Below are 24,875 nucleotides of genomic sequence, written 5' to 3'. Positions count from 1 at the left end.
TGGCCGTCAAACTTTGATCGCCATCGAAGTTAAGCCTCGGCCTCCGCCGCGCTCACCACGGCCGGCAGCAGGCCGGGGAACCGGGCCTCCATCTCGGCCGTGCGCAACGAGTTCAGCTTGGTCGTGCCCCGGTAGTGCTGCCGGATCACGCCCGCCTCGCGCAGGACGGCGAAGTGGTGGGTGAGGGTCGAGTCCGACACCGGCGTGTCGAACGTGCCGCAGCCCTTCTCGCCGCCCGCCCGCGTCAGCTGGCACACGACCATGCGCCGGACCGGGTCCGCCAGCGCCTCCAGGGCCTGCTGCAACGTGACCTCGGACAGCTCGGGGTGCTCCACGGTCCGCGGGGTGGTGCGGGGACGTGCCACGGTGACTCCTCACGACTTCGACGATGTTCATAGTACGACCGCCATCGAACCTTCCGGGCGTCCTGCCGCCGGTAGCCTCCCGTCCATGAGCAGAAAACTGCTGGTCGGGCTCGGAATCGTGTTGCTGCTGGTCGGCGGGGTGTGGACCGCGCAGGGGCTGGGCTATCTCAAGGGCAGCTTCATGACGGGGCAGCAGCTGTGGACGACGATCGGGCTGCTGTGCGCCAGCGCCGGCGTCATGATGCTGATTCCCTGGCCCAAGAAAAAGTGACAGAACGTGCGCTATCAATCACAGCCCCCGGAGTGCTGTGAACGATAACGGAACTCCGTGAATGAACGATCCCGTCGTTGACGCGTATTTAGTCAATGAACGGAACGGCCGTTTGTGTCATGGATTGTCCGACCTTCTTCAAGCCGGGGACCGCCATTGCCCAGCACAGCTGAATCCGCCGCTCACGGGGCGGTCACGGGGATCGTCCGCCGCTTCTGGTGGCGCACCAGCCAGCCCGCGAGGCTGGCGATCGGATGTTTCGGTGTCGTCACCGCGCTCGCCGCCACCGGCGCGGTCGCGTTCGGCGGCGACGATCTTTCCCGGGAACGGGGGAACGGGCTCGAAGCGAGCGGGTTCCGGGGCGACACACTCCAGGTGACCGTGCGCGAAGTGACCGAAGTAGATCTTTTCGAGGGCGCGGAGCCCATCACCGGACGCGTCGTCCGCGCCCGCGTCGCCGGGTTGCGGCCGGTGGCGGACTGCTGGGCGGCGGAGTCCCGGGCCACCGCCCAGGACCTGTTGCGCGGCAAGGACGTGCGTCTCGTGGTGAAGAAGGACGCGTCGGGGAGCGATCGGCTCCTGGTCGACGTGGAACTGCCGGACGGCGCGGACTACGCGCAGACCGTGGTGAGCGGCGGCGCGGTGCCGGCAGACCTGACGGCTCGCGGCGAGCTGGCAGGGGACGAGTCCGCTGCCCGGCTGGGGCGCCTCGGTCTGTGGGCGGCCGGGTGCGCTCCCGGCGGAGTGACGACCGCGTCCAGCACGCCTCCGTCGTCTTCCGAGTCGAGTGCGCCCACGACGACAACGGTCACGACCACGACGGAGACCTCCACTCCGCCGCCACCTCCGCTCCCGCCCACGACGACCTCGTCGGAGCCCCCGGACGAGGAGGAGTGGGACGACTCCCGGCTGGGCAAGCTGTGTCTCTTCGAGGGCGCGCGCAGGACGACGAAGGACGGTTACGAGATCGTCTGCTCCCGCAACGGGAAGAACCAGCTGAGGTGGCGCCGTGCCGACTGAGGACGACGTCGACCTGTTCAGCAAGGCCGCTCCTGCCGCCGAAACAGAGCCCAGCCTCGCCGACGGCAGGACACCGCGAGGTCTGACACCTGGCGGCTGGGTGCGCACGACGGGCTGGCTCCAGGTCGGCGACCATCCTGTGAGCTCGGCGCTCGTCGCCGCGGTGGTGGGTCTGCTGGGAGCCTTGGTCGTCGCGGCCGCACTCGTGGGCACCCAACCCGTCGCCGCCGGAGTCCTGGTGCTCACGGTGCCCGTGGTGTGCGGCGCGGCGTGGTGGCTGTTCATCAGCCGGCTGAAGCCCGCGTCCCCGGCGCGCAACATCGGGACCACGCCGGCGGGCGAGCTGATGCCCGGCGACGACGTCCGGCTGTACGGCTCGATCGGGCCGGTCGGGCACGTCGCGGCGGTGACGCTGGGCGAGGTCGTCGAGGTGACCTTCCGCGGCGGCACGCACCAGTCGTGGCCTCGCGACGAGACGGTGCACCTCGTGCGGCTCCTCGGCTGACGTCAGGGCAGGAGAAGTTCGAACAGTTGCCGGAGGGTGGCTTCGAGCGTCTCCTCGTCCGTCCCGTTCAGCGCGGTGCTGCCGATCACCTTGCGCAGCAACCAGAATCCCGCGATCACCGACAACGCTACCGCGGCGCGGCCGGTGCCGCGGGTGCCGGGCGCGACCTCGTGCAGGTGCGCCTCGACGTGTCGTTCGATGTTCTCGCGCAGGATCTCCGCGGCCCGCGGGTTGGCCGCCGACCTCAGCATCAGCAGGAACGGCGACAGGTCGTCCGCGGCCGGTGCGGTGCGGCGGACCAGTGCGGCGGCGATGTCGCGGGCCAGGGTCGCCGGGTCGCCGCCCAGCACCGTGCGGTCGGTCATGGACACCTCGGCGACCTCGGCGAACAGTCCTTCCTTGGAACCGAAGTAGCGGTTCACCAGCATCGCGCTGACCCCGGCCGCCTGGGCGATCTCGCGGACGCCGATCCCGTCGAAGCCGTGGCGGGTGAATCCCTCGATGCCCGCGCGCAGGATCGCGGCACGGGTGGCGGACGCGTCCCGGCGGTGTGTCGTCGTCATGTATACGAGCGTAGACTTACCTCGTAAGTATACGGTTGTAGACTTGATGGAGACGCAGTGGAACTGAACCTGAAAGGCAAGCGCGCCCTGGTCACGGGCTCGAGCTCGGGCTTGGGGGAGGCGATCGCACGGCTGCTGGCCGCGGAGGGGGCGGAGGTCGTCGTGCACGGTCGCGACGAGGTTCGCGCCAAGGCGGTCGCGGCGGACATCGGCGCCGTGGCGGTGGCGATCGGCGACCTCGCGACCGACGCCGGGGCTGACGCGATCGCCGAGGCCGCCGGTGAGATCGACGTGCTGGTGAACAACGCCGGCGTGTACGGCCACGAAGGCTGGGAGGACGCGACCCCGGACGTGTGGCGGGACATCTACGAGACCAACGTGGTCTCCGCGGTGCGGATGATCCAGCGCTTCGTCCCCGGCATGCGCGCCCGCGGCTGGGGCCGGGTGATCCAGATCGGCGGCGGACTCGGCTCCCAGCCGATTCCGGTCCAGCCCCACTACAGCGCCACCCTGGCCGCCCGGCACAGCCTCGCCGTCTCCCTGGCCCGTGAGCTCAAGGAGACCGGTGTGACCTCGAACGTGGTCTCACCGGGCGCGATCATGGTCGACTCGGTCCGCGAGTGGCTGACGAGTCACGCGCCGGCGAACGGCTGGGGCGAGCGGTGGGAGGACGTCGAACGCAACGCCGCCAGGGACTTCGTGCCCAACGACATCGGCCGCTTCGGCCGCCCGGAGGAGATCGCCGGAGCCGTGGCCTACCTGGCGAGCCCCTACGGCGACTACGTCAGCGGCGCGACGATCAGGGTCGACGGCGGCACGGTCAAATCGGTGATCTGAACCGCGGTACCCGGAGCACGGCGCCATCACCGGACACGTGCAGCGCGCCGTCCGGTCCGACGGCGAGCCCGGCGAAACCACGCGGGCACCCCGGCATTCCGTGGACGACGAGCGCGCGTGGAACCGTCTCCAGTGGACTGAGGGCGAGGTCCTCGGCCTCAGTCCTGATCGCGCCGGTGGTCAGGTCGATCGCCAGCACCCGCCGGCGGCCCGCCTCCACGACGAACAGCTCGTCGTCTCGGACGGCCAGACCCTGAGGTGCCGCAAGACCTTCGGCGATCGGCACCGGCCGCCCGTCGTCGACGCGGTGGACGCCCTGCTCGTCGCTCACGTAGCACCGCTGCCCGGCGTCGAACGCCACGTCCACCGGCTCGCGGAATCCGTCCGCCAGCACCGTGACCGCGTCGTCGGCGTCGATCGCGATGATCCGCCCGGCGCCTGTCTCCGCGACCACCAGCACCCCGTCGTCGCGCACCGCGATGCCGAGCGGACAGCGCAGTCCCCTGGCACGCACCTTCCCGTCCGTGCGCACCTCGCCGTACTGCGAGGTCGTGTGCAACCGGTCCCGATCGGCGGCCACGCCGTGCGTGAAGCTGACCGCCTGGTCACCGGCCACGCGATAGTGGTCCGCCGCGTGGACGACGCCGCCCGGGTCGACCGCGACGCCGTAGGGCCCGACCAGGCCCTGCGGCACGATCTGCCGGACCCGGCCGTCCGGGTGGAGCTCCGCGATGCCGCCGCCCGCGAAACTGGAGACGTACACGCGGTTGTCGTCGTCGACCGCGGCGTTGTCGAGTCCGAACACGCCGGTGGTGATGAGTTGCCGTTGCCCGGTGGGGGAGATGCGCGTGATCTCGCCCTCGACGCCCGCGGACAGGATCAGCAGGGTGCCCTCGCGGTCGAAGCGGACCGCGACCGGGGAGTGCAGGCCGTCGGCGACGAGTTCGGGCGTTCCTCCGTCGGGTGAGATCCGGTGAACCTCGCCGGTGAGCATGTGGGGGTAGTACAGGTGGCCGTCGGGGCCGGCCTGCATCGCGTTGCCGATGGCCAGGCCGGAGGCGAGCACGACGGGCTCGCCGCCGTCCGGGAACAGTTCGAACAACCGGCCGCCGGGCCGCATCTCGTTGACGAACAGGCGGTTCCCCACGCACGTGATGCCGTTCGGCGCCTTCACCTCTTCGCTGACCAGCGTGTACTCGCCGAGCGGGTCGCGGCGCCACACCCGGCCGGGCGCGAGGTCCGCGATGTACATCGAGCCGTCCGCGCCGAACGCCAGGTCGTCCGGTGACTGGACGACGCTGCCGATCGGCACGATCACCTCGATCTCGCCGGTGGCGAGGTCGAGGGCGCTGATGCGTCCGCTGAGGTACTCGGCGACGTGGAGCCGGCCGTCCGGGCCGAACGCGATGCCGTTGGTGCCGCGGAACGGGCTCATCCGGCCATCACCATGACGTCGTCGATGCCGCGGCCTGCCCGCCAGTCCCTGAGCAGGGCGTGGAACGCGCTGGCGCCGCCGCCGTAACCGTGGCGCGGCTGGGGTTTCCCCTCGTTGTTGTAGTAGCCGGGGGTGCATTCGAGGTGGAACCTGTAGAGCTCCTCCGCGTTCGCGCCGAGGGCCGACACCCAGGCGTCCACGGCCTCGGCGCTCGGCTCGACCCACCGCGCGCCGCGCTTGCCTGCCTCCGCGACGACGGCCGCGATGTGACTCGCCTGCTCGTCCAGGACGTGCGTGAAGTTCACCGAGGCGGCGTTCTGCAACGCGCCCATCGTGAACAGGTTGGGGAACCCGTTGCTGTAGAAGCCGTGCAACGTGCGCGGGCCGCGGCTCCAGTGCTGCAGCAGGTGGGTGCCGCCGCGTCCGTACACGGGCAGGCGGCCGGTGACCAGGTCCGACATGCCGACCTGGAATCCGGTGGCGAAGATGACGCAGTCCACCTCGTACTCGCGGTCGCCGACCACGATCGCGTTCTTCGTGACGCGTTCGACGCCGCCCTGGTCCGCGGTGTCGACCAGGGTGACGTTGGGACGGTTGAAGGTCTGGAGGTACTCGTCGCTGAAGGTCGGCCGCTTGCACGCGTAGCGGTACCAGGGTTTGAGCAGTTCGGCCGTGTCCGGGTCCTCCACGATGCTGTCGACGCGGGCGCGGACCTGGTTCATCTTGCGGAAGTCGAGGATCTCCTCGACGCGCTCGCGTTCCTCCGGCGTCAGCGACTCGTGCGCCTGCCCCTGGGTCATCTTCCGCAGCAGCTGGGCGCTGTCCGTCCACGCGTCTCCGACGTGGTCCTCGTCGGCCTGGCCACCGCTGATGATGTCGAGGAAGTTCTCCATCCGGCGCCGCTGCCAGCCCGGTGCCAGGGACGCGGCCCAGTCCGCCTCGGTCGGCCGGTTGCCGCGGTAGTCCACAGTGGACGGCGTGCGCTGGAACACGTACAGCCGTTCGGCGTCACGGCCGAGGTGGGGCACGACCTGGATCGCGGTCGCGCCGGTGCCGATCAGGGCGACGCGCTTGTCCGCCAGTGCGGTGAGGTTCCCGTTCGCGTCGCCGCCCGTGTAGCCGTAGTCCCAGCGGCTGGTGTGGAAGGTGTGGCCCTCGAAGGTCTCCATGCCGGGGATGCCGGGCAGCTTGGGCCGGTCCAGGGTTCCGTTGGACATCACCACGTACCGCGCCCGCATCCGGTCGCCGCGGTCGGTGGACACGATCCACTCGGCCGCGTCCTCGTCCCACCGCAGTTCCGTGACCGCGGTCTGGAAACACGCGTCGCGGTAGAGGTCGAAGTGCTCGCCGATGGCGCGCGCGTGCAGGCGGATCTCCTCGCCGGGCGAGTACTTCCACTCGGGGACGTGACCGAGTTCGTCCAGCAGTGGCAGGTAGATGTAGGACTCGATGTCGCAGTGGATGCCCGGATAGCGGTTCCAGTACCAGGTACCGCCGAAGTCCCCGCCCTTCTCGATCACCCGGATGGAACCGGCGCCCGCCTGCCGGAGTCGTGCCCCGGCGAGCAGGCCGCCGAGCCCGCCGCCGATGACGATCACTTCTACGTCGTCCTGCAACGGTTCGCGGGTGAAGTGCGGATCGCCGTGCGGGTCCTCGGCGTAGTAGCCGAACTCGCCGGAGGCGTCGCGGTACTGGGCGGCGCCGTCGGGACGGATGCGGCGCTCCCGTTCGGCCTGGTACCTGGCGCGCAGTTCCTGGGGGTCGAAGCCGGGGTCTTCGGAAACGGACGGCACAGAAAAGCCTTTCGCTGAATAGAAGGGGTCGTCAGACCGCGGACCAGCCGTTGTCGACCGGGAGGACGACGCCGGTGATGTTGGAGGCGGCGGCGGAGGCCAGGAAGACGATCGCGGCGGCCTGCTCCTCGGCCTCCGCGATGCGGCCGACGTTGGGGAGGTACCGGCCGACGACCCGCGGTCCGTGCCCGGCGGGATCGGGGGAGGTGGAGATGCCCGTCACCGTGCCGCCGGGCGCGATGGCGTTGGCCCGGACACCCGACTCCCGGTACATGACCGCGACTGAGCGCATGAGTCCGACGAGCCCGGTTTTCGCTGTGGTGTAAGCGAGTCCGGCGGCGCTGCCGCGCAGGGCGGCCTCCGACGCGGTGTACACGATCGCGCCCTTGCCCTGGGCGAGCAGGTGCGGCAACGCGGCGCGGGTCAGCCGGAAGGGCGAGGTCAGGTTGACGGCGATGAGGCGATCCCACTCCTCGTCGGAGACGTCGGCCGCCGCGGTCATCGAGTCCATGATCCCGGCGTTGCACACCAACACGTCCAGGCCGCCGAACGTGCTCACCGCCGTCGTGATCACCTCGTCCACCACGGCGGCCTCGGTCAGGTCGCCCGCGACGGCCACCGCGGTGCCGCCGGCCGCCGAGATCTCCTCGGCCACGGTCTTGGCGGCGTCGCCGTTGACGTCAGCCACCACCACTTTCGCGCCCAGCAGGGCGAACTGACGGGCCGCGGCCCGTCCGATGCCCGATCCGGCGCCGGTCACGACGACGCTGCTGCCGTCCAAGTCACTGGTTGTGGTCATGCGATCACCGTACCGACTTAATGGCACGATGCGCCACTATGTCATTCACAGACAAAAAGTAGGATGTGGAGCACACAGGACGGAGGTGGCATGACCGGCCATCAGCAGACCCGCGCGGCGGAGCGGACCGGACGCCCGCCGCTGACCGAACGGCGCAAGGCGGAGACCAGGCTGGAGGTCGCCCGCGCGGCCGTCCGCCTCTTCCTGGCCCAGGGGGTCGCGGACACGTCCGTCGAGGAGATCGCGGCGCAGGCGGGCATCTCCGCGCGCACGCTGTGGCGTTACTTCCCGAGCAAGGAGAGCTGCGTGATGCCGCTGCTGGTCAGCGGGATCGAGCACACGGCGGCGCGGCTGCGGTCGTGGCGCGGCGACCAGGGCGTGTCGGACTTGCTCAGCACGCTCGCGCACGGCCACTCCGGGTCCCCGGAGGGCATGGCCGAGATGCTGAACCTGGTCCGGCTGACCAGGACCGACCCCGGCCTGCGCGCGGTCTGGCTGGAGGCGCACCGGGAGGCGGAACCGGCGTTCGCCGAGGCGCTCGCCCACCGCGCGGGGCTGACCGAGCCCGACCTGGCCACCGCGATCCAGGCGGCGATGATCAACGGGGCGTTGCGGGTGGCCGTGGAGCACCACGCGTTCAACGCCGAGACGCCCGCGTCCCTGGCGGCGGCGACCGCCGAGGCGTTGACGATCGCCGCGCGGGGACTACCGGCGTAGTTCGGTTTCCTCGGAGGCGAGGGTGCGGACGAGCCACGACGTCGTCGTCTCGACGAGGTCCTCGTCCACCGGCCGGCGCAACTGCCTGGGGTAGAAGAGGATCGACGGACGGCCGGGGTCGCGGCGGAGCAGATGCGTCAGATCGGGAACCCGCCGCACCTCCGCCGCGCCCTGGACGAGGGCGTCGATCCGGTGCAGGTCATCGGGATCGACCTGGATGTCCTTCTCGCCGGTCACGGCCAGCACCGGAACCTGGATGCGTGCGAGATCGGCCCTCGTGTCGTGACTCAGCATCTCGCGCGTCCAGCGGGCGTTCATCGGCTTCCCGGCGACGCGGACGACGTCCGGGCCGGGCGTCTTGAGCCGGATCACCCGCCGGACGGCCAGCCGGGCCAGAGGCCGCAGCGGTGCGGGAAGTCCACGGGCGACGGCGTCGGTCTGCCAGCGCAGGGCGTCCTCGCCGGAACGAGCGAACCCCGCCAGCAGCACCACGGCCGCGACGCCAGGGCGGGAGCCGAGCGCCATGGCGTGCAGCGCGCCTTCGCTGTGGCCGACGACGCCTATGCCGTCGCGCCGGATGTCCGGCCGCGCCGCGAGAGCGTCGAGCGCCGCGGCGGCGTCGTCCCGGTTGTCGGCGAACCCGGTCGTCAGCCAGTCGCCGGCGGAGGCCCCGACGCCGCGCCGGTCGTAGCGCAGGGTCGCGATGCCCTGCCGGGCAAGCGATTCGGCCAGCACCGGGCCCAGGTTCTGCTTCAGTCGCCCGGCGTTGCCGTCGCGGTCCAGCCGCCCGGAGCCGTGCAGCAGCAGAACGGCCGGGTGGGGGCCGGCGCCGTCGGGCACGGACAGCGTGCCCGCCAGCGGTGTGCCGTCACTCGCGATGATCGTCAGGTCCAGGTTCCGCAAAGTCCCAGCTCCGCACGTCTCTCAGGGTCACGAATATTCTCGACCCTGATAACATTACCGTATGTGAGAAGATGGGGTCATGGCGACCGCGGACCTCCTCCTGCATCCCGTGCGGATGCGCATCCTGCAGGCGTTGTTCGAGACTGATCCGCTGACCACGGCCCAGTTGAGGGAACGCCTGCCCGACATCGCGCCGGCGACCATGTACCGGCACATCGCGGTTCTGGCCGAGAGCGGCGTGCTCGAAGTGGCGGACGAACGCCGGGTGCGCGGCACGGTCGAGCGCAGTTACCGGGTGCGCAAGGAGGAGGCCACGGTCGACCCGGACGCGCGCGCCGCGATGACCCGGGAGGACCACCTGCGGTCGTACTCGACGTTCGCCGCCTCGCTGATGGGCGACTTCGACCGTTATCTCGCTCATCCCGACGCGGATCCGCACGCGGACGGTGTGGTCTACCAGCAGGCCGCGGTCTGGCTGACCGACGAGGAGTTCGCCGTGATGCTCAAGGAGATCCAGCACGCGGTCCTGTCGCGGACGGGCGGGGAGCGGGACGGCGGACGTCGGCGCAGGGTCGTCAGTCTTGTCGTGGTGCCCGACGAGCCAACGGGTTCCGCGTGACCCAGTCGGCGAGCGCGGTGAGCGTGGTCTCGGCGCTGGCCGCCATGTAGTCGCGCAGCGCTTCCACGTCCGCGCGAGTGCCGCCGAGCACCGGATCCATGCGCAGCAATCGCCACGACTGCTCTGCCGCGGTGCCGCGGTCGTGCGCCTGGAACGTCCAGCTCCACTCGACGATTCCGTCGACCACAAAGGCGAAAACGGCTCCCGGCTCGGCTTTCACCACCTGTGACCGGGTGGTCCACTCCTTGCCGTCCCTGCGGTTGCGACCGCTGAACCACGCGCCGGCCTCGGGCCCGGAACCCTCGTCGAACGCGACGTCGCTCGCGTTGGGACTCCAGCGGCTGATCCCGGCCACGTCGCTGACGAGGCCGTAGACGTCGACGGGATCGGCATCGATCCACGTACGGCGAGTGAAGGTGAAATCGGACGGGTCCAGCTCGGTGACAGTGCTCATGCGACTCACTTCAGCGGGTGCCGCGCGGGCGGACCACTCCCGGCTCTGCGTATCCCTGGCTGGGAGAGGTAACGGGCGCCGCCCCGGCCCATACTCGAATCCATGAGCGGAACGGCACAGTTCGGGGACTTCCTCCAGACGCGGCGCTCGCAGCTTCGCCCGGAGGACGTCGGCGTCCCGACCTACGGCGAACGGCGACGCGTGCGAGGTCTGCGACGGGAAGAACTCGCGCAGCTGGCCGGCGTGAGCGTGTCCTACTACACGAGGCTCGAACAGGGACACTCCCTCAGCGCCTCACCCGAGGTGCTGGACGCGCTCGCCACCGCTCTGCAGCTCGACGAGGCCGAACGCCAGCACCTGCACACGTTGGCCACGCCCGCGAAGCAGGCCCGCCGAGCGCGCCGGCCGGCTCCCGAACGCGTGCCGGAGGCGACCGTCCAGTTGCTCCACGCGCTGACGGACGTTCCCGCGATCGTGCTCGGCCGTCGCAGCGAGGTGCTGGCCTGGAACAGGCTGGGACACGCGTTGTTCGCGGGACACCTGGACTTCACCGCCGTCGACCGGGTGGCGGAACGCCCGAACATGGCCCAGCTCGTGTTCCTCGACGCGCACACCCGTGAGCTCTACGCGGACTGGCACGGCAAGGCCAAGGCGGTGGTGGGGAACCTGCGCCTGATGACGGGGCAGCATCCCGACGACGCCGCGCTGCACGAACTGGTGGGCCAGCTGAGCGCGAAGAGCACGGACTTCGCCTCGATGTGGGCCGACCACCGCGTGAAAGCGTGCGCCACGGCCGTGTACGAGATGAGGCATCCCCTCGTCGGTCCGCTGGTCGTGACACAGCAGACCCTGAGCAACGGACCGGGCCCGAGCGTCGTGGTCGCGACCGTGCCGCCCGGCTCGCCGTCGGACGCCGGGTTGTCCCTGCTCGCTCACCTGATCCGGGCGTAGAAACCCCCGCACAGCAATCACATCAGAAGGGCGCGGCGCTGCCGCATGCCCGAAAACAGTGAGGAAACCATGTCCGCGAAGCATGTCCGCAAGGCGTTCGTCGCCGCGATCCTGGCCGCGAGCACCTTCGCCGCCACGCCGGCGTACGCCGCGTTGTGCGCCCCGCACGTCGTCCAGCACTTCGACCTGGCCAAGGGGCAGACGCCCGAGAGCATCGTGCTGGCTCCCAACGGAACCGCGTACGTGACCTTCGCCAAGGCCCGGCAGATCGCCGAGATCTCGCCCGGTGGCAAGATCCGGATCCTGGCCACGCTGCCCGCGCCCGCGGACGGCGGAGCCGGCACCCCCGCGCTGGGCTTCCCGCTGACGGTCGGCATCGACCGGGCGTCCGACGGCACGCTGTACTTCCTGTACGCCACCGGCACCGCGGACCTCACCGGCGTGTGGAGCCTGCGGCCAGGAGGGACACCGCGCCGCATCGCGCCGTTGCCCGCCGGGAGCCTGCCCAACGGCCTCGCGCTGGACCAGCGCACCCGCACCCTCTACGTCGCCGATTCCACTGGTGCCGTGTGGAAGGTGCCGACGTCCGGTGGCGCGGCGGTCTGGGCGTCCGGCGAGGAGCTCAAGCCTGCGGGCTTCCTCGGCGCGAACGGTCTCAAGCTGCACGACGGGGCGGTGTGGGTGACCAACCTCGACCTGGGGACGATCCTGCGCATCCCGTTGCGCGCCAACGGAAGCGCCGGTCCTGTGCAGGTCGCCGCCACCGGGCTGACCGGCATCGACGACTTCGCGTTCACCGGCAGGGGCGACGAGATCATCGCCGCGCTGGACACCGTGAACGAGGTCGCGCTCGTCAAGTCCGACGGCACGCACGAGGTCGTCCTGACCGCCGCCGACGGTCTGCAGGGCCCGACCTCGATCGCGGTGCGCGGCCGGACCGTGTACGTGCCGAGCGCCGCCTACCTCACCGCGAAGGACCCCAACCTGCTGCTGGCCCGCCTCGGGCACTGAGGGCTCGACATCACTATCAGTTCTGATAATGTTCTCGAAACTGATAGCGATCGCATCCCGAGGAGCAGAGATGGACGACAACGCGCGGGCCGGCCGGGGGGAGTGGCCTCGTCACGTTCTTCGTGGTCACCTTCACCACCACGTGGGGGTGCTGGCTCGTCGCCATCGTGCTCGGCGAACCGCCGACGACGTTCCCGACGGTCATCCCGTTCCTGCTCGGCGGTTTCGGCCCGGTCTTCGGCGCGATCGCGGTCAGGACGCGCCGGAACCGGCTCGGCGAGCCGGTTCCCGTCCACGCCGTCCGGTTCCGGCTGAACGCCCGGCTGCTCTGGGCGTTGCCCCTGCTGGTGCTGGCGGTCGCGACGGTGGCCGGTGGCACGGTGCTCGCGCAGGCGCTCGGCGGTCCGGTGCTCAGCCTGGACGCGGGGCGGGCGCTGATCGCGACCGCCGGCGGCGCTGCGCCGTTCTTCGTCAGCATGCTCGTCGGCGGCCCGCTCGCTGAGGAGCCAGGCTGGCGCGGCACGGCTCATCCACGACTGCTGGCGCGCATGGGGCGCTTCCGCGTCGGGTTGGTTCTCGGTGCGGCGTGGGCGGTCTGGCACCTGCCGTTGTTCTTCATGACCGGAACCGTGCAGGCGGGTTTCGGGCTGGTGAGCTGGAGCGGGTTGCTGTTCACGCTCAGCGTCTTCCCGATGGCGCTGCTGACCGGCTACGCCTACGAACTCGGCGGGGTGCCCGCGGCCATCGCCGTCCACTTCGGAGTCAACGCGACGACGGCCGTGCTGAACGCCTTCTCGCCGATGACGCAGGCGGTGGTCCTCGTGGTGCAGCTTCTCGTCGCGGTGACGGCGATCGCGCTGCGCCGGACCGCGTCGGTCACCGTTGTGGACGGTCCTGGAGTTCGGCTACGGCACGGGTGAGCCACTCCGCCAGCAGGGTGCGCTCGGCCTCGCTGAGCGCCGGGAGCTCGGGCAACGCGGCCTGCAGCGCCACGGCGAGAGCGATGGGCCCGGAGTCGGGCCGGACGGACGTCGAGGTCAGGATCTCGCCGAGAACCGCGTCCAGCAGCGCGGTGGCGAGGTCCGGATCGCGACGGTCCTCGGGTTGCCCCAGCAGCGCGAACACGGCGCCGGTGCCGGCGGCGTGGATCATGTCGACCGCCCGTGCCTCGGAGACCTTCAGCAACCTCGCGGCCGCCACCCGTGCGACTCGGGCTCGCAGCACCTCGGCGCCGTCGCTGGTGGCGGAGGAGTTCCGCTGCCGCCCCGGCGCGACGAGGAGCAGGAACACGTCGGGGTTGGCCAGGTTGAACGCGATGTGGGCGCGCCAGGCGGCCCGCAGGTCCTCGACCGGGTCGCCGTTCTCCTCGGCGGCCCTGGCCGCCTTGGTGGCGACGTAGTCGGCCAGCACGTGCTCCGCGACCGCCTCCAGGAGGCCGTCCTTGTCGCCGAACAGCCGGAAGATCGTCGGCGGCGGCACGCCCGCCTCCTGGGCGACCGCGCGGGTGGTGACCGCTTTGGCGCCGCTCGTGCGGAGCAGGTGGGCCGCGGCGGCGACGATCCCGGACCGGGTGTCAGTGGTGGTCGGCTCCAACATGGATCGATGGTATCAGGAAGTTGATACCATCGATCCGGATCAGTGATATCGTGAAAACGAATCACTGGTTCACGCAGGAGGAAGCCATGATCATCGTTACCGGAGCCACCGGCAGGCTCGGTGCCCAGATCGTCGAGAAGCTGCTGGACCACGTTCCCGCCGACACCGTCGGCGCCAGCGTGCGCGATCCGGACAAGGCGGCGGCACTCGCCGCTCGCGGCGTTCGCGTGCGCGCCGGCGACTTCACCGATCCGTCCACGCTGGACCACGCCTTCGAGGGTGCGGATCAGGTGCTCGTCGTCTCGGCCTCGATCAGGGGCCCGCAGGCGGCCGGTGCGAACGTGGCCGCCATCGACGCCGCCGTGCGGGCGGGCGCGTCGCGCGTGCACTACACCAGTCATCAGGCGGCCTCGCCCGACTCGTTGTTCGACCCGGGACGGCAGCACGCGTCGACCGAGCGGCACCTCGCCGGCCAGGGCGTCGCGTTCACGGCCCTGCGCCACGGCTTCTACACGAGCACCCTGGAGCACTACGTGCCCGCCGCGCTGCAGACCGGTGAGTTCCGGCTGCCGGAGGACGGGCCGTTCTCGTGGACCGCGCACGCCGACCTCGTCGAAGCGGACGTCGTGTCGTTGACGCGCCCTGGTGCGCTCGACGGTCTGACGCCGCCGCTCACCGCGCCCGACCTGCTCGACTTCGCCGACGTGGCGCGCGTTCTCGGTGAGCTGACCGGGCGCGACGTCAAGCGGGTCGTCGTGGACGACGAGGAGTGGAAGGAGACGGTGGTCGCCCAGGGCATGCCGGCCGCGGCGGCCGAGTTCACGCTCGGCATGTTCCGCGCGGCGCGGGCCGGTCAGTTCGCGGTCACCGACCCGGCTCTGGAAGACCTGCTCGGACGTCCGGCGATCTCCGTGCGCGCTGTGCTGGAGGACGTCGCGCGCCTCTGACGGTCACCGGAAGATCGTGGCCAGGACGTGGGCGAGGATGGCGCCGGGATCGGAGGCGGGGGCGACCGTCTGCCGCAGGGCGAGTCCGATGCCCAGGGCACCCAGCATGACCACGGCCTGGTCCAGCGGCAGCGCTGGTTCGAGGTCCAGGCGGCGGGAGTGCTCGGTGAGCAGGGAGATCACCTCGTCGTCGTGCCGCCGCTGGATGGCGGCGACCAGGGTGGCGGTCTCGGGTTGCTGCGCTGTCGCGGCGAGCACCTCCGCGGCCGCCGCGCTCCACTTCGCGGCGTCCTCGTCGCTCGGGTCGGCGGGGGCGAGGGCCGCGAGCACCTGCTCACGACTGGTGGCGCGGCCGAGAGCGTCCCGCAGTCCCTGCAGGTGGGCGTCCGCGCCGGCCTCGACGATCGCCAGCCACAGCCCTTCCTTGCCGCCGAAGTGCTTGTAGACGGCGCCACGGGTGTAGCCGGCGTCGGCGGCGATCTCCTCGACCGTCGCCGCCAGGAAACCGCGCCGCAGGAACACCTGTTGCCCGGCGACGAGCAGGTGTTCGTGGGTGCGTCGCTGCTGCTCAGCCCGCGTCAGCCTGGTCATCGCCCGCCATTCAGTAACAGACCGTTTCTGGAAACACGACGTTACTGTACCGTCGGGCGCATGGAGCTTCTGGGGCCTTTGGCGGCGTTTCTCACCGTGCCGCTCGGCCTGGCCGGGTTCGTGCTGTACGCCCTGCGGGCCCGCCGCAGCGGAGGTGGCGGGTCGATGCTGTCGCCGATCGAGGAGATCTGGGACCCGATCTCGCACCGGACGAACATCGAGATCCAGGTCGAGGGCGAACGGAGCCCGGAGACCCCGTCGCCCGGCGACCCGCTTCGGTTGCGCAAGCGGCCCCGCGGTGATCAGGGCGCGACGCGGTAGGTGTCGATCTTGCCGACCGGCGTGTCGGCTAGTAGACCGTCACCCCGTAGGCGTTGAGCGCCTCGGTGACGGGCTGGTAGAAGGATCGCCCGCCGCTGGTGCAGTCACCACTGCCGCCGGAAGTGAGGCCGAGAGCGGTGTTGTTCGCGAACAACGGCCCTCCGCTGTCGCCGCCCTGCACGCACACCGTCGTCGCGATCATGCCGGTGACCGTCGTGCCGTCCACGTAGTTCACGGTGACGTTGAGACCGGTGACCTTGCCGCGGTGGAACCCGGTGGTGCTGCCGCTGCGCCCGACGGTCTGGCCCACCACGGGGTTGCCCGCGCTGTCGATGGAACGCCGGGTGCCGTTGTAGAGGTTGACCTCGCCGGGCCTGCTGATGTCGCTGGTGTACTGGAAGAGCGCGTAGTCGTTGCCGGGGAAGCTGGTTCCGGTCCTGGACGCGATGACCTGGCCGCCGGAGGTGGACCAGGTGGACGTGAGGTTGCCGCAGTGACCGGCGGTCAGCAGGTAGGCGGTGCTGGTGCCGGGCCTCTTCACGTTGAACCCGAGCGAGCAGCGCACGCCGCCGCCGAGAATGGCGTCACCGCCCGCGATGGTGGTCGTGAACGAGCCGGGGACCTGCTCCAGTCGCGCGGTGCTGCCCAGACCGGCGACCACGGCCTTCAACCGGGCGAGCGACGCGCCGGTCACGGTCGTGTCGGCGGAGACGACCACCTGGTTGGCGACCGGGTCGGTGCCCCAGGAGGTGCCGGGGATCTTCGCCGTGCGGGCCAGAACGGCGGCGCTGGCGTCGAGGGTGGCCGCGCTGTGCTGGACGAGCCGGGCCCGTGCGCCGGATGCGGTGACGGTGGCGAGCGCGGCCTGGTCGGTCACGGTGACGACGAGCCGGCCGGAATCGTCCACATAGGATCCGGCGGCGGACGAACCGAGCCGCGTTTCCAGAGTGGAGACATCGGCCTGTGCGGCGGGCGCGGTGACGAAACCGGCCGCCAGCGCGGCTATCGACACCAACTTGAGTGCGGCAGGGAAACTGCGCATCGAAAACTCCCGACTGTGCAACGAGAATCGCCCCCGGCAGGGTTGCGGGCGCACAGCCAGACTGCTGCGTTTCGCGAAAACGGTCCAGATGCCTAATAAAAATTTGGGCGGCGAACGGCCGATAATAGTATTAAAGGAATTCGGGGTGGTGCTGAACGGTTCGGCGCGGACGACATCCGCGCCGAACCGTTCAACCGTCAGACCGTGAAGCTGTAGTCACCGGCGGGAACGTGGAACGACGCGACACCTGAACCGGAACCGAGCGGAACGGCCCCGGCCGGAGCCGTCACCGCGGTGGTCGCCGGCACGCGCACGACCGCCGAGGTCCCGGTGGGTACGACCACGTGGAGGGTGAACCGCCCACCGGTCGTGTTCCACTCGCTGACCGCCTCCCCGTACGGCGTCCGGTGCGACGACCTGGCCGAGGTCAGCCCGCCGCCCGGTTTCGGGGCGATGAGCAACGACCGGTAGCCGGGCGAGGCCGGGCTCAGGCCACCGACGGTGCGGTAGAGGAAGTCGCCGACCGAGCCCATCGCGTAGTGGTTGAAGGAGTTCATCCCCGGATCCTGGAACGACCCGTCCGGGCGGATGCTGTCCCACCGCTCCCACACCGTCGTGCCTCCCTTGTTCACCATGTAGCCCCAGCCGGGGTAGTCCGGCTGCGTCAGCACCTGGTACGCGACGTCGGCCCGGCCGTGGTCGGCCAGCACCGGCAGGAGGTGCGACACCCCGACGAACCCGACGGTGAGGTGGTTGCCGGCGGCACGGATCCTGGCCACGAGCTTGTCCACCAGGGACTGGACCCGGTTCGCCGGCACCAGGCCGAACGCCAGCGCCAGCGCGTACCCCGTCTGGGTGTTGCCGGAGACGGTGCCGTCCGCGGCCACGAGCCGGCTGGTGAACGCGGCCGAGACCTGGTCGGCGAGCGAACCGTAGGTCGCCGCCTCTGAGGACCTGCCGATGGCCTGCGCCATCCGGGACACCAGCCGCGCGGACCACGCGAAGTACGCCGTCGAGATGACGTTGCGAGGCGTGTCGTCGTTGACGTTGAGCCAGTCGCCGAACCCGCCGCGATCGCGGATGAGATCGGCCTCCGCGGTCGAACGCAGGTAGTCGACCCACTTCGTCATGGCGGCGAAGTTGTCCTGAACCACGCGCAGATCGCCGTAGCGCTGCCAGAGCGTGAACGGCACGATCACGCCCGCGTCACCCCACGCCGCGGTGCCGCCGCCCATGCCGCCGACGTTCGGGGCGACGTCCGTGAACGCGCCGTCGGAGCGCTGGGCGTCGACCATGTCGTCGGTGAACTTGTCGAGGAACGCGGACACGTCCATGTTGTGCGTGGAGGTGGGAGCGAACGACGCGATGTCCCCGGTCCACCCCAGCCGCTCGTCGCGTTGGGGACAGTCGGTGGGCACGTAGAGCATGTTCGACCGCTGTCCCCACACGATGGCGTTCTGGAGCTTGTCGAGCATCGGGTCGGAGGTGTCGAACCCGCCGATCTCCTCGCCGTTCGTCCACGCCGCCCGGCCGGTGATCGTGTCGAGCGTCGGCGCGGTGGGCAGACCGGTCAGTTCGACGTAGCGGTAGCCGTGGACCGTGAACCTCGGTTCGAAGGTCTCGGTCTGGCCGGTGCCCGCCAGCACGAACTGGTCGGTGACCTGCGCGGCCCGCAGGTTGGTGGTGTAGAGCGTGCCGTCGGGGTTGAGGACCTCCGCGTGCCGCAACGTGATGGTGGTGCCCGCGGGGCCTTGGACCCGGAGCCGGTTCCAGCCGGAGAAGTTCTGGCCGAGGTCGAAGACCCACACGCCGGGCTTGGGCTGGGTCAGCGCGACCGGCCGCAGATCCCGCTGCACCTTCGTGCCGGCGTCCACCTGGGCCACCAGGTTCGGCAACGCGCCCTGGCGGACCTGGGCGGAACGCCAGCCGCTGTCGTCGAACCCGGCGCCGTCCCATCCCGGGACCGCGAGCCGGGCGTCCTGGTGCTCGCCGTGGTAGAGGTCGTCGGCGATGATCGGACTGGCTCGGTACTTCCAGGAGCCGTCCGTCGCCACGGTCTGCGTCGTACCGTCCACATAGGTCAGAACGAGCTGCGCCGAGTACCACGGCTGGGTGCCGTAGAACCTGTTGCCGCCGATGCCGAGGCTGCCGGAGTACCAGCCGTTGCCCAGCCACGCGCCGAGAGCGTTGGTGCCCTGGCGAATTCGGCTGGTGACGTCGTGCACCTTGTACTGGACGCGCTTGTTGTAGTCGGTCCACGCCGGGGCCAGCACGTCCTCACCGACCTTGGCGCCGTTGAGCTGCGTTTCGTGGATGCCGAGCGCGGTCGTGAGCAACCGGGCGCTGCGCACGGGCTTGGTCACGGTGAAACCCTTGCGCAGCAACGGGGCGGGCTGCGGAACGACGACCTCGTTGCCCCACGGAGCCCCGCCGATGCCGACCAGAGCCCTGGCCTGAACCCAGGTACTGTCGTCGAACCCCGGCTGTTCCCAGCCGGCAGGGGACTGCGTCGACGCCTTCCAGGTCCCGTCGGACTGCACCACGAGGGCGTCCGCGGTCAGCTTGGCCACGAGCCCCGCGGGGGAGTCCGACGTGTTGGCGCTCGACACCGCGATGGTGTTGGCGCCGGACCGCAGCCGGCCGGTCAGGTCGATCACGCCCGCTCGTCGCCAGGCGTGCTCCACATGCGGGCTGGAGTAGATCTTCACGCCGTTGACCCACACGGTCGCAGTGTCGTCGGCGGTGACCGCGAGCGTGGCGGCGGCCGGCACCGAGGCGAGCGTGAACGTCTTGCGGAAGTACCTCGTCATCGGCGGCAGACCGGCCGTCGGCGACCCCTCCGGATACCAGATCCAGGTGGCGCCGTCCAAGCCCTGGCCGACCGGCCCGCCGACGAACGCTCCGCGCCACTCCGAGGCGGCGTTGTAGAGGCCGGTCTCGAACGTCGAGACCGCGCTCCAGCCACCTGCCCTGCCCTGCGTGTCCCAGACGCGGACCCGCCAGTGGTAGGCGGTCAGCGAGGTCAGCGCGGCACCGCCGTAGATGACGTCCACGGACTGTTCGTCGTGCACCCGGCCGCTGTCCCAGAGATCGCCGGTCCCGGCCTCGGCCAGGGCCTTCGTGCTGGCGACGATCACCTGGTACGAGCCCTGCCGTTGAGCGGAGGCCGTGGAGGCGAGCGTCCAGCCCAGCCTCGGTCGCCTCGCGTCCACGCCGAGCGGGGCGACCCGTCGTTCGGTCGTCGTGGCGGTGACCGTCAACGGCGTCGCCTCGCCCGGATCGGTCGTGGTCACACCGCTGCCCCACGGCTCGATCCCGTACGAGCCGAGGTCCGCCGCCTGGGGCCAGGCGCTGTCGGCGAAACCAGGCTTCTCCCAGCCTTCGCCCGCGCCCCGGCCCGCCTTCCACGTCCTGTCGGTGACCAGGTCGACGGCCGTGCCGCCGGTGACGATCCGCGCGCGGGCGACGAGGCCCGCCGGACCGGCGGTGGTGTTGCGCACCGCGATCGCCAGCGTGTTGGTGCCGGTGACGAGGGCGGAGCGCAGGTCGACGGTGACCGCGCGCTGCCAGGAACTGGTGTAGCGGGCGGACGCGGCGAGAGGTTCGCCGTTGAGCCACACGTCGACCGTGTCGTCGCCGGTGACGATCAGCCGGGCTTCACCGACCTGTCCGGCGGGCTGGGTGAAGGTGCGGCGGAAGTAGCGGTGCTCGGCGGGGGCGGAGACGGCGGGGTTCCCCTCGGGGTACCAGATCCAGTGCGCTCCCGAGAGATCGGCGGGTGCTGCGGCAGCAGGGACCACGATGATCACGGACATGGCGAGGAGTGCCGACAATATTACGCAGAGTAACCGAGTTGGAGCGTGCGGCAGGGATCGACTTCGCATCGCGTTTCTCCTGGGCTAGGGGAGTGCTGGTAACGCAGGCGGCCGATTGAAACGTTTCAATTTGGTGCTGCACCGACCCTAGGACCTGCCCGGTCACACCGTCAACAGAGTCAGAGCTCGGCCAGTGGCGCCGGCCGCCCGAGGTGGTACCCCTGTGCCTGGTCGCACCCGAGGGTGCGAAGGATCTCCAGCTGTTCGGGATGTTCGACGCCCTCGGCGACCACGGTCAGGTCGACCGCGTGGGCCATGGCGATGATGCTGGTGACGATCGCGGTCGCCTCGTCGGAACGACCCAGGCCCGCGGTGAAGGAACGGTCGATCTTGAGCGTGTCCAGCGGCAGGGTGAGGAGCTGGGCGAGCGAGGAGTGGCCGGTGCCGAAGTCGTCGATCGCGAGCCGCACTCCCAGATCGCGCAACGAGGAGAGGGTGCGGGCGGCCAGTGCCGGGTCGCGCATGAGAGCGCTCTCGGTGATTTCCAGGCACAGCGAGCCAGGAGTCAGGCCTGCCTTGTGCGTGGCGTTGCGGATGGCCGACACGAGCCACGGGTCGTCGAGCTCGCGGGCTGACAGGTTCACCGTCAGCTGGAGATCCGGTGCCTGCTCGGCGATCTCACGGGCGGCGGTGTGCAGCATGTGCGCCCCGACGATGTTGATGAGATCGCTCTCCTCGGCGAGCGTGATGAACTCGCCGGGGAAGATCAGGCCGTAGCGGGGATGCGTCCAGCGCAGCAGGCCCTCGACGGCGGTGCGCCGGTCCGTGCGGAGGTCGACGATCGGCTGGTAGGCGAGCCACAGCTCGTCGTTGAGCGGCGCCATCCGCAGGTCCTGCTCCAGCTGCAGGCGGCGCTGGATGCGGTCGCGCAGTTCGACGTCGAAGAACGCGATCCGCCCGCGTCCCCTGGTCTTGGCCTGGTACATCGCGAGGTCGGCGTCGCGGAGCAGGTCGGCGCCGTCGCGGGGGTCGCCGGGTTCGGCGAGCACGATGCCCACGCTCGCGTCGACGTGCAGTTGCCGGCCGTCCACCATGATCGGCCGGTTCATCTCGGCGCGGATGTGGTCCGCGAGGGCGGTCGCCTCGTCCTGGCCGGTCACGCCGTACGCGATGACGGTGAACTCGTCGCCGCCGAGCCTGCCCACCACGTCGCCGCGGCGGGCGCTCAGGCTCAGCCGCGAGCCGACGACCCGCAGCACCTCGTCGCCCGCGCTGTGACCGAGGGAGTCGTTGATGACCTTGAACTTGTCCAGGTCGATGAACAGCACCGCGGTGAGCCCAGACCGGTGGGCCCTGGCGGGCTGGCTGAGCCGGTTGATGGTCACCGTGCGGTTGCTCAGGCCCGTCAGCGCGTCGTGCGTCGCCTCGTGCTCCAGCCTGGTGTCGATCATGCGCCGTTCGGTGATGTCGGTGAAGGACAACACCGTCGCCGTCGGCAGGGTGCCGTCCTGGCTGAGCGGGCGGGCGCTCAGCGACAGCCAGACGTGGCTGCCGTCCGGCCGGGGCGCCCGGACGATCCGCCCGTGCTGCGCTCTGCCGGTCGCACGGGTGATGGCCGAGGGGAAGCGTTCGAGCGGGATGGGCCTGCCCGCCTCGTCGTGCAGTCCGACCGACGACGCGAGCTCGCCGGTCGCCTCGCGCGCGCTCACGCCGAGGATCCGTTCGGCAGCCGGGTTGACGGACTCGACGAGGCCCGTGGCGCCGACGACGAGCACGCCCTCCTCGATGGCGTCGACCACCGCGGTGAAGCGCTGCTCGGCCCGTCTGCGCGCGGTCTCGTCCGCGCAGATCAGCACGTACCCGTCGTCCATCCTGGCGACCGAGACGCGCACCGTCAGCGCCTCGCCGCTGGATCTGCGGTGCTCCGCCTGGACCACGCCGCCCGCGTCCAGGATCGCCGCCGGGTCGAGCGCGGCCCCGACCACCAGGGCGATGGGCCGCCCGATCGCGTCGGCGGCGCGGTGGCCGTAGACGTTCTCCGCGCTGGGGTTCCAGCTGGTCACGATGCCGCGGGCGGTGGTCGCGACGAGCGCGTCGCTCACGTGCGCGGCGAGTGCGGCCTGGTAGCGCAACGCCGCCGCGGCCGCCTTCTGCTCGGTGACGTCCCGCATGATCACCTGGAACGCGGGCCTGCCCTCCCAGGTGGTGCGCACCGACACCGACTCGATGTCGGTCGTGCCCCCGTCGAACCGGACCAGCACCGCGTCCGCCGGGTCGCTGGCGGCGCCGGGCTCGGACAGCTTCGCGATCCGGCGCAGCATCTCCTGCTGCGAGGCGGGGTGGACGAAGTCGGTGATCAGCCTGCCGACGATCTCGCCGTCGGACAGCGCCCGCACGAACCGGACCGCCGCCGGGTTCGCGTACACGATCCGGCCGGACTCGTGCACCACGATCGCGTCGGGGGAGAGGTCGACCAGGAGCCGGTAGCGGTCCGCGAGGTCGGTGAGCTGCTGTTGCTGGGTGTGCCGCCAGGTCACGTCCGCGACGACGCCGACCAGCGCCGGTAGGGAGCCGCGGGTCGACACGCGGGCGCGGAACTGGAGCCGGCGCGTGCCGGCCGGGGTCTCCACGGGCTGTTCCAGCTCGAAGTCCTGCCAGGCGGGGGCCGATCTCGCGGCCACCGTCAGCGGTGCCACCAGGTCGGCCAGCGCGGCGCGCACGGTGCCGGAGTCCGCGCCGGGCACCCCGATCACCACGTCGAGGCCCGGCATCCAGCCGAGCCGGTCGTCGTCGAGGTCGAGCCACCACACCACCGAGGCGCCGATCGAGAGCGCGAGGCCGGCCAGCAGCTCGTGGTCGAACTCCGCGTCACCGATCAGGCCGCTCACGTCATGGCTCCCAGGTCCTGCACTCCCTCGGATTCGCGGTGGCGTGGCCATCGTGAAGTCCTACCGCACAGGCGGCCGGAGGCGCATCCGTCTGGCGTAAACATGGTGTGCCGTTATATCGGTAGCCGGACACCGTCCGATGGTCAGGGGGTCGACTTCACTGTCCATTGTGGATGAATAGATCGCTCACCCGCCAGGTGTGCTGGGCAGTTACCCTGGTAGGAGGTGTCGGCCCTCGGTGGTGGAGCTGGATATGGTCGCGCGAGGTGTGAGCATCTGCGGAATCGGCGTGGTCAGCGCGTACGGCTGGAGCCGCCGGTCTCTGTGGGACGGTCTGGCGAGCGGGAAACCCGCCGCCACCGTGGTTCCCGAGCTGGGCAGGAACCCCGGCGAGACGGTCTGGGCGGCGCGAGTCGGCGACGGCGGTGATCCGCTCGACGGACCGAGCCGGTTCGCGCAGGCCATGCGAGCCGCCGCCAGAGAGGCCATCGAGGACGCGGGTACCCGCGGCTGGCGTCCCGGTCGCCGGGTCGGGCTCCTGCACGCGGTGGTGCTGGGCGAGGTGGACCTGTGGCGCGATTTCTACGTCACGCGCGGAGGGTCGTTGCCGGTGCACGACTATCTGGCGCTGATGCCGTCCACGCCGATGTCGATGCTCATGCAGGAATACGGTTTCCACGGGCCGGCCATGAACGTCTCGGCGATGTGCGCGTCGGGCAACGCCGGCCTGATCACGGCGAAAGCGTGGCTGGACGCGGGAATCGTCGACGACGTCGTGTTCGTCGCGACGGATCTGTCCCTCACGCCGGAGAACGTGGCCCACTTCGTCCGGCTGGGAGTGGCCATCGTGGACGCCGAGCCGCTCGACGCGTGCCGTCCGTTCCAGCAGGGCAGCAGGGGATTCGTGATGGGTGAGGCGTCGGTGGCGTTCGTCCTTTCCCGGCACGCGTCCCGGCCGTACGCCATGACGCTGGGCGGCGCGATGTCGCACGACGCGTACCACGTGACGTCGATCGATCCGCAGCTCGACCAGATCACCGCGTGCTTCACCGACGCGCTGGACAACGCCGGGGTGAGCGCCGCGGACGTGCGCTACCTCAACGCGCACGGTCCCGGCACCGCGCAGTGCGACGCGGCCGAGGCGGCCGTCCTGGAGCAGCTGTTCGGGCCGGAGACCGAGGTCTACTCGGTGAAGCCGCTGACGGGACATTGCCAGGGCGCGGCGTCGGCGATCGAGGCCGCGGTGACGGCGATGGCGTACGACACCGGCGTGATCCCGGCACCGCCCGTGGTCGCGCCGGGACATCCGGCCCTGCTGGACGGGCTCACACCGCTCGCCGACGGTCTCACGATCAAGTCGTCGCTCGGCATGGGCGGGCACAACTCGGCGATCGTGCTGGCGCCACCCGCGTGACGCGGTGTCCGGAACCGG

General features: G+C 70.7%; 24 protein-coding genes. 12 read left to right on the top strand and 12 right to left on the bottom strand.

Translation table 11 applies throughout. The annotated features are described in order from the left end of the window. Positions 1–29: 29 nt before the first annotated feature. Entirely contained in the window at positions 30–365 is a 336-nt protein-coding gene (locus tag SK854_RS06850) for an ArsR/SmtB family transcription factor (RefSeq protein ID WP_319974136.1), read from the bottom strand. A gap of 85 nt (positions 366–450) precedes the next feature. Between SK854_RS06850 and SK854_RS06845 the strand changes: the two genes are divergently transcribed. The 3 genes from SK854_RS06845 to SK854_RS06835 all read left to right on the top strand — a co-directional run bounded on the left by SK854_RS06845 (position 451) and on the right by SK854_RS06835 (position 2,161). Beyond that, complete coding sequence (locus SK854_RS06845; RefSeq protein WP_319974135.1) at positions 451–636, top strand: hypothetical protein; 186 nt, start codon at positions 451–453, stop codon at positions 634–636. A 156-nt stretch (positions 637–792) separates the two neighbouring features. After that, positions 793–1,656, top strand: coding sequence for a thermonuclease family protein (locus SK854_RS06840; RefSeq protein WP_319974134.1), 864 nt, complete (start codon positions 793–795; stop codon positions 1,654–1,656). Further along, positions 1,646–2,161, top strand: coding sequence for a hypothetical protein (locus SK854_RS06835; protein ID WP_319974133.1), 516 nt, complete (start codon positions 1,646–1,648; stop codon positions 2,159–2,161). The genes SK854_RS06840 and SK854_RS06835 overlap by 11 nt, the downstream gene beginning before the upstream one ends. 2 nt (positions 2,162–2,163) lie before the next feature. On the opposite strand, the gene SK854_RS06830 is transcribed toward SK854_RS06835, so the two are convergent. After that, complete coding sequence (locus SK854_RS06830; protein ID WP_319974132.1) at positions 2,164–2,724, bottom strand: TetR/AcrR family transcriptional regulator; 561 nt, start codon at positions 2,722–2,724, stop codon at positions 2,164–2,166. A gap of 57 nt (positions 2,725–2,781) precedes the next feature. On the opposite strand from SK854_RS06830, the gene SK854_RS06825 reads away from it, so the two are divergent. Further along, entirely contained in the window at positions 2,782–3,561 is a 780-nt protein-coding gene (locus SK854_RS06825; protein WP_319974131.1) for an SDR family NAD(P)-dependent oxidoreductase, read from the top strand. On the opposite strand, the gene SK854_RS06820 is transcribed toward SK854_RS06825, so the two are convergent. Genes SK854_RS06820 through SK854_RS06810 form a run of 3 tightly spaced genes read right to left on the bottom strand, consistent with a single transcriptional unit; the run spans position 3,545 to position 7,588 of the window. Beyond that, positions 3,545–4,996, bottom strand: a complete 1,452-nt coding sequence (locus tag SK854_RS06820) for a hypothetical protein (protein WP_319974130.1) — start codon at positions 4,994–4,996, stop codon at positions 3,545–3,547. The two genes, SK854_RS06825 and SK854_RS06820, sit on opposite strands and share 17 nt — an antisense overlap. Next, complete coding sequence (locus tag SK854_RS06815) at positions 4,993–6,789, bottom strand: flavin-containing monooxygenase (protein WP_319974129.1); 1,797 nt, start codon at positions 6,787–6,789, stop codon at positions 4,993–4,995. The genes SK854_RS06820 and SK854_RS06815 overlap by 4 nt, the downstream gene beginning before the upstream one ends. 31 nt (positions 6,790–6,820) lie before the next feature. Then, positions 6,821–7,588 carry an SDR family NAD(P)-dependent oxidoreductase gene (locus SK854_RS06810; RefSeq protein ID WP_319974128.1) on the bottom strand — a complete coding sequence of 256 codons (768 nt, stop codon included), beginning with the start codon at positions 7,586–7,588 and terminating at the stop codon, positions 6,821–6,823. A 90-nt stretch (positions 7,589–7,678) separates the two neighbouring features. On the opposite strand from SK854_RS06810, the gene SK854_RS06805 reads away from it, so the two are divergent. Next, positions 7,679–8,305 (top strand): TetR/AcrR family transcriptional regulator, encoded by a 627-nt coding sequence (locus SK854_RS06805; protein WP_319974127.1) that lies wholly within the window; start codon positions 7,679–7,681, stop codon positions 8,303–8,305. Here SK854_RS06805 and SK854_RS06800 read toward each other — a convergent pair. Then, positions 8,294–9,208, bottom strand: a complete 915-nt coding sequence (locus tag SK854_RS06800) for an alpha/beta hydrolase (RefSeq protein WP_319974126.1) — start codon at positions 9,206–9,208, stop codon at positions 8,294–8,296. The genes SK854_RS06805 and SK854_RS06800 overlap by 12 nt on opposite strands. Before the next feature lie 79 nt (positions 9,209–9,287). Between SK854_RS06800 and SK854_RS06795 the strand changes: the two genes are divergently transcribed. Next, positions 9,288–9,827 (top strand): helix-turn-helix domain-containing protein, encoded by a 540-nt coding sequence (locus SK854_RS06795; protein WP_319974125.1) that lies wholly within the window; start codon positions 9,288–9,290, stop codon positions 9,825–9,827. Here the strand turns inward: SK854_RS06795 and SK854_RS06790 are convergent. Then, positions 9,784–10,281, bottom strand: coding sequence for an SRPBCC family protein (locus SK854_RS06790; RefSeq protein ID WP_319974124.1), 498 nt, complete (start codon positions 10,279–10,281; stop codon positions 9,784–9,786). The two genes, SK854_RS06795 and SK854_RS06790, sit on opposite strands and share 44 nt — an antisense overlap. Positions 10,282–10,383: 102 nt before the next feature. Here SK854_RS06790 and SK854_RS06785 point away from each other — a divergent pair, with 102 nt between their 5' ends. The 3 genes from SK854_RS06785 to SK854_RS06775 all read left to right on the top strand — a co-directional run bounded on the left by SK854_RS06785 (position 10,384) and on the right by SK854_RS06775 (position 13,163). Continuing rightward, positions 10,384–11,232, top strand: a complete 849-nt coding sequence (locus SK854_RS06785) for a helix-turn-helix transcriptional regulator (RefSeq protein WP_319974123.1) — start codon at positions 10,384–10,386, stop codon at positions 11,230–11,232. Between the two features lie 69 nt (positions 11,233–11,301). Further along, positions 11,302–12,243 (top strand): SMP-30/gluconolactonase/LRE family protein, encoded by a 942-nt coding sequence (locus SK854_RS06780; protein ID WP_319974122.1) that lies wholly within the window; start codon positions 11,302–11,304, stop codon positions 12,241–12,243. A 122-nt stretch (positions 12,244–12,365) separates the two neighbouring features. Then, a complete protein-coding gene (locus SK854_RS06775; RefSeq protein WP_319974121.1) occupies positions 12,366–13,163 on the top strand; it encodes a CPBP family intramembrane glutamic endopeptidase in 798 nt (265 codons plus the stop codon). On the opposite strand, the gene SK854_RS06770 is transcribed toward SK854_RS06775, so the two are convergent. After that, positions 13,120–13,839 (bottom strand): TetR/AcrR family transcriptional regulator, encoded by a 720-nt coding sequence (locus tag SK854_RS06770; RefSeq protein ID WP_319974120.1) that lies wholly within the window; start codon positions 13,837–13,839, stop codon positions 13,120–13,122. The genes SK854_RS06775 and SK854_RS06770 overlap by 44 nt on opposite strands. Positions 13,840–13,925: 86 nt before the next feature. Between SK854_RS06770 and SK854_RS06765 the strand changes: the two genes are divergently transcribed. Continuing rightward, positions 13,926–14,786 (top strand): NAD(P)H-binding protein, encoded by an 861-nt coding sequence (locus tag SK854_RS06765; RefSeq protein WP_319974119.1) that lies wholly within the window; start codon positions 13,926–13,928, stop codon positions 14,784–14,786. A gap of 3 nt (positions 14,787–14,789) precedes the next feature. On the opposite strand, the gene SK854_RS06760 is transcribed toward SK854_RS06765, so the two are convergent. Beyond that, positions 14,790–15,377 (bottom strand): TetR/AcrR family transcriptional regulator, encoded by a 588-nt coding sequence (locus SK854_RS06760; protein WP_319974118.1) that lies wholly within the window; start codon positions 15,375–15,377, stop codon positions 14,790–14,792. Between the two features lie 60 nt (positions 15,378–15,437). On the opposite strand from SK854_RS06760, the gene SK854_RS06755 reads away from it, so the two are divergent. Further along, positions 15,438–15,698, top strand: a complete 261-nt coding sequence (locus SK854_RS06755) for a hypothetical protein (protein WP_319974117.1) — start codon at positions 15,438–15,440, stop codon at positions 15,696–15,698. Between the two features lie 28 nt (positions 15,699–15,726). Here SK854_RS06755 and SK854_RS06750 read toward each other — a convergent pair whose 3' ends face one another. The 3 genes from SK854_RS06750 to SK854_RS06740 all read right to left on the bottom strand — a co-directional run bounded on the left by SK854_RS06750 (position 15,727) and on the right by SK854_RS06740 (position 23,494). Further along, entirely contained in the window at positions 15,727–16,740 is a 1,014-nt protein-coding gene (locus SK854_RS06750; RefSeq protein ID WP_319974116.1) for a S1 family peptidase, read from the bottom strand. Between the two features lie 197 nt (positions 16,741–16,937). Beyond that, positions 16,938–20,555, bottom strand: coding sequence for a family 78 glycoside hydrolase catalytic domain (locus SK854_RS06745; protein WP_319974115.1), 3,618 nt, complete (start codon positions 20,553–20,555; stop codon positions 16,938–16,940). Positions 20,556–20,734: 179 nt separating this feature from the next. Further along, positions 20,735–23,494, bottom strand: a complete 2,760-nt coding sequence (locus SK854_RS06740) for a sensor domain-containing protein (protein ID WP_406601737.1) — start codon at positions 23,492–23,494, stop codon at positions 20,735–20,737. 202 nt (positions 23,495–23,696) lie between these two features. Between SK854_RS06740 and SK854_RS06735 the strand changes: the two genes are divergently transcribed. Continuing rightward, positions 23,697–24,857 (top strand): beta-ketoacyl synthase N-terminal-like domain-containing protein, encoded by a 1,161-nt coding sequence (locus SK854_RS06735; RefSeq protein WP_319974885.1) that lies wholly within the window; start codon positions 23,697–23,699, stop codon positions 24,855–24,857. Positions 24,858–24,875 lie beyond the last annotated feature (18 nt).

This window comes from Lentzea sokolovensis, from assembly GCF_033949975.1.
Classification (GTDB): Bacteria; Actinomycetota; Actinomycetes; order Mycobacteriales; family Pseudonocardiaceae; genus Lentzea; species Lentzea sokolovensis.
This window is presented reverse-complemented; position numbering and strand designations above follow the sequence as displayed.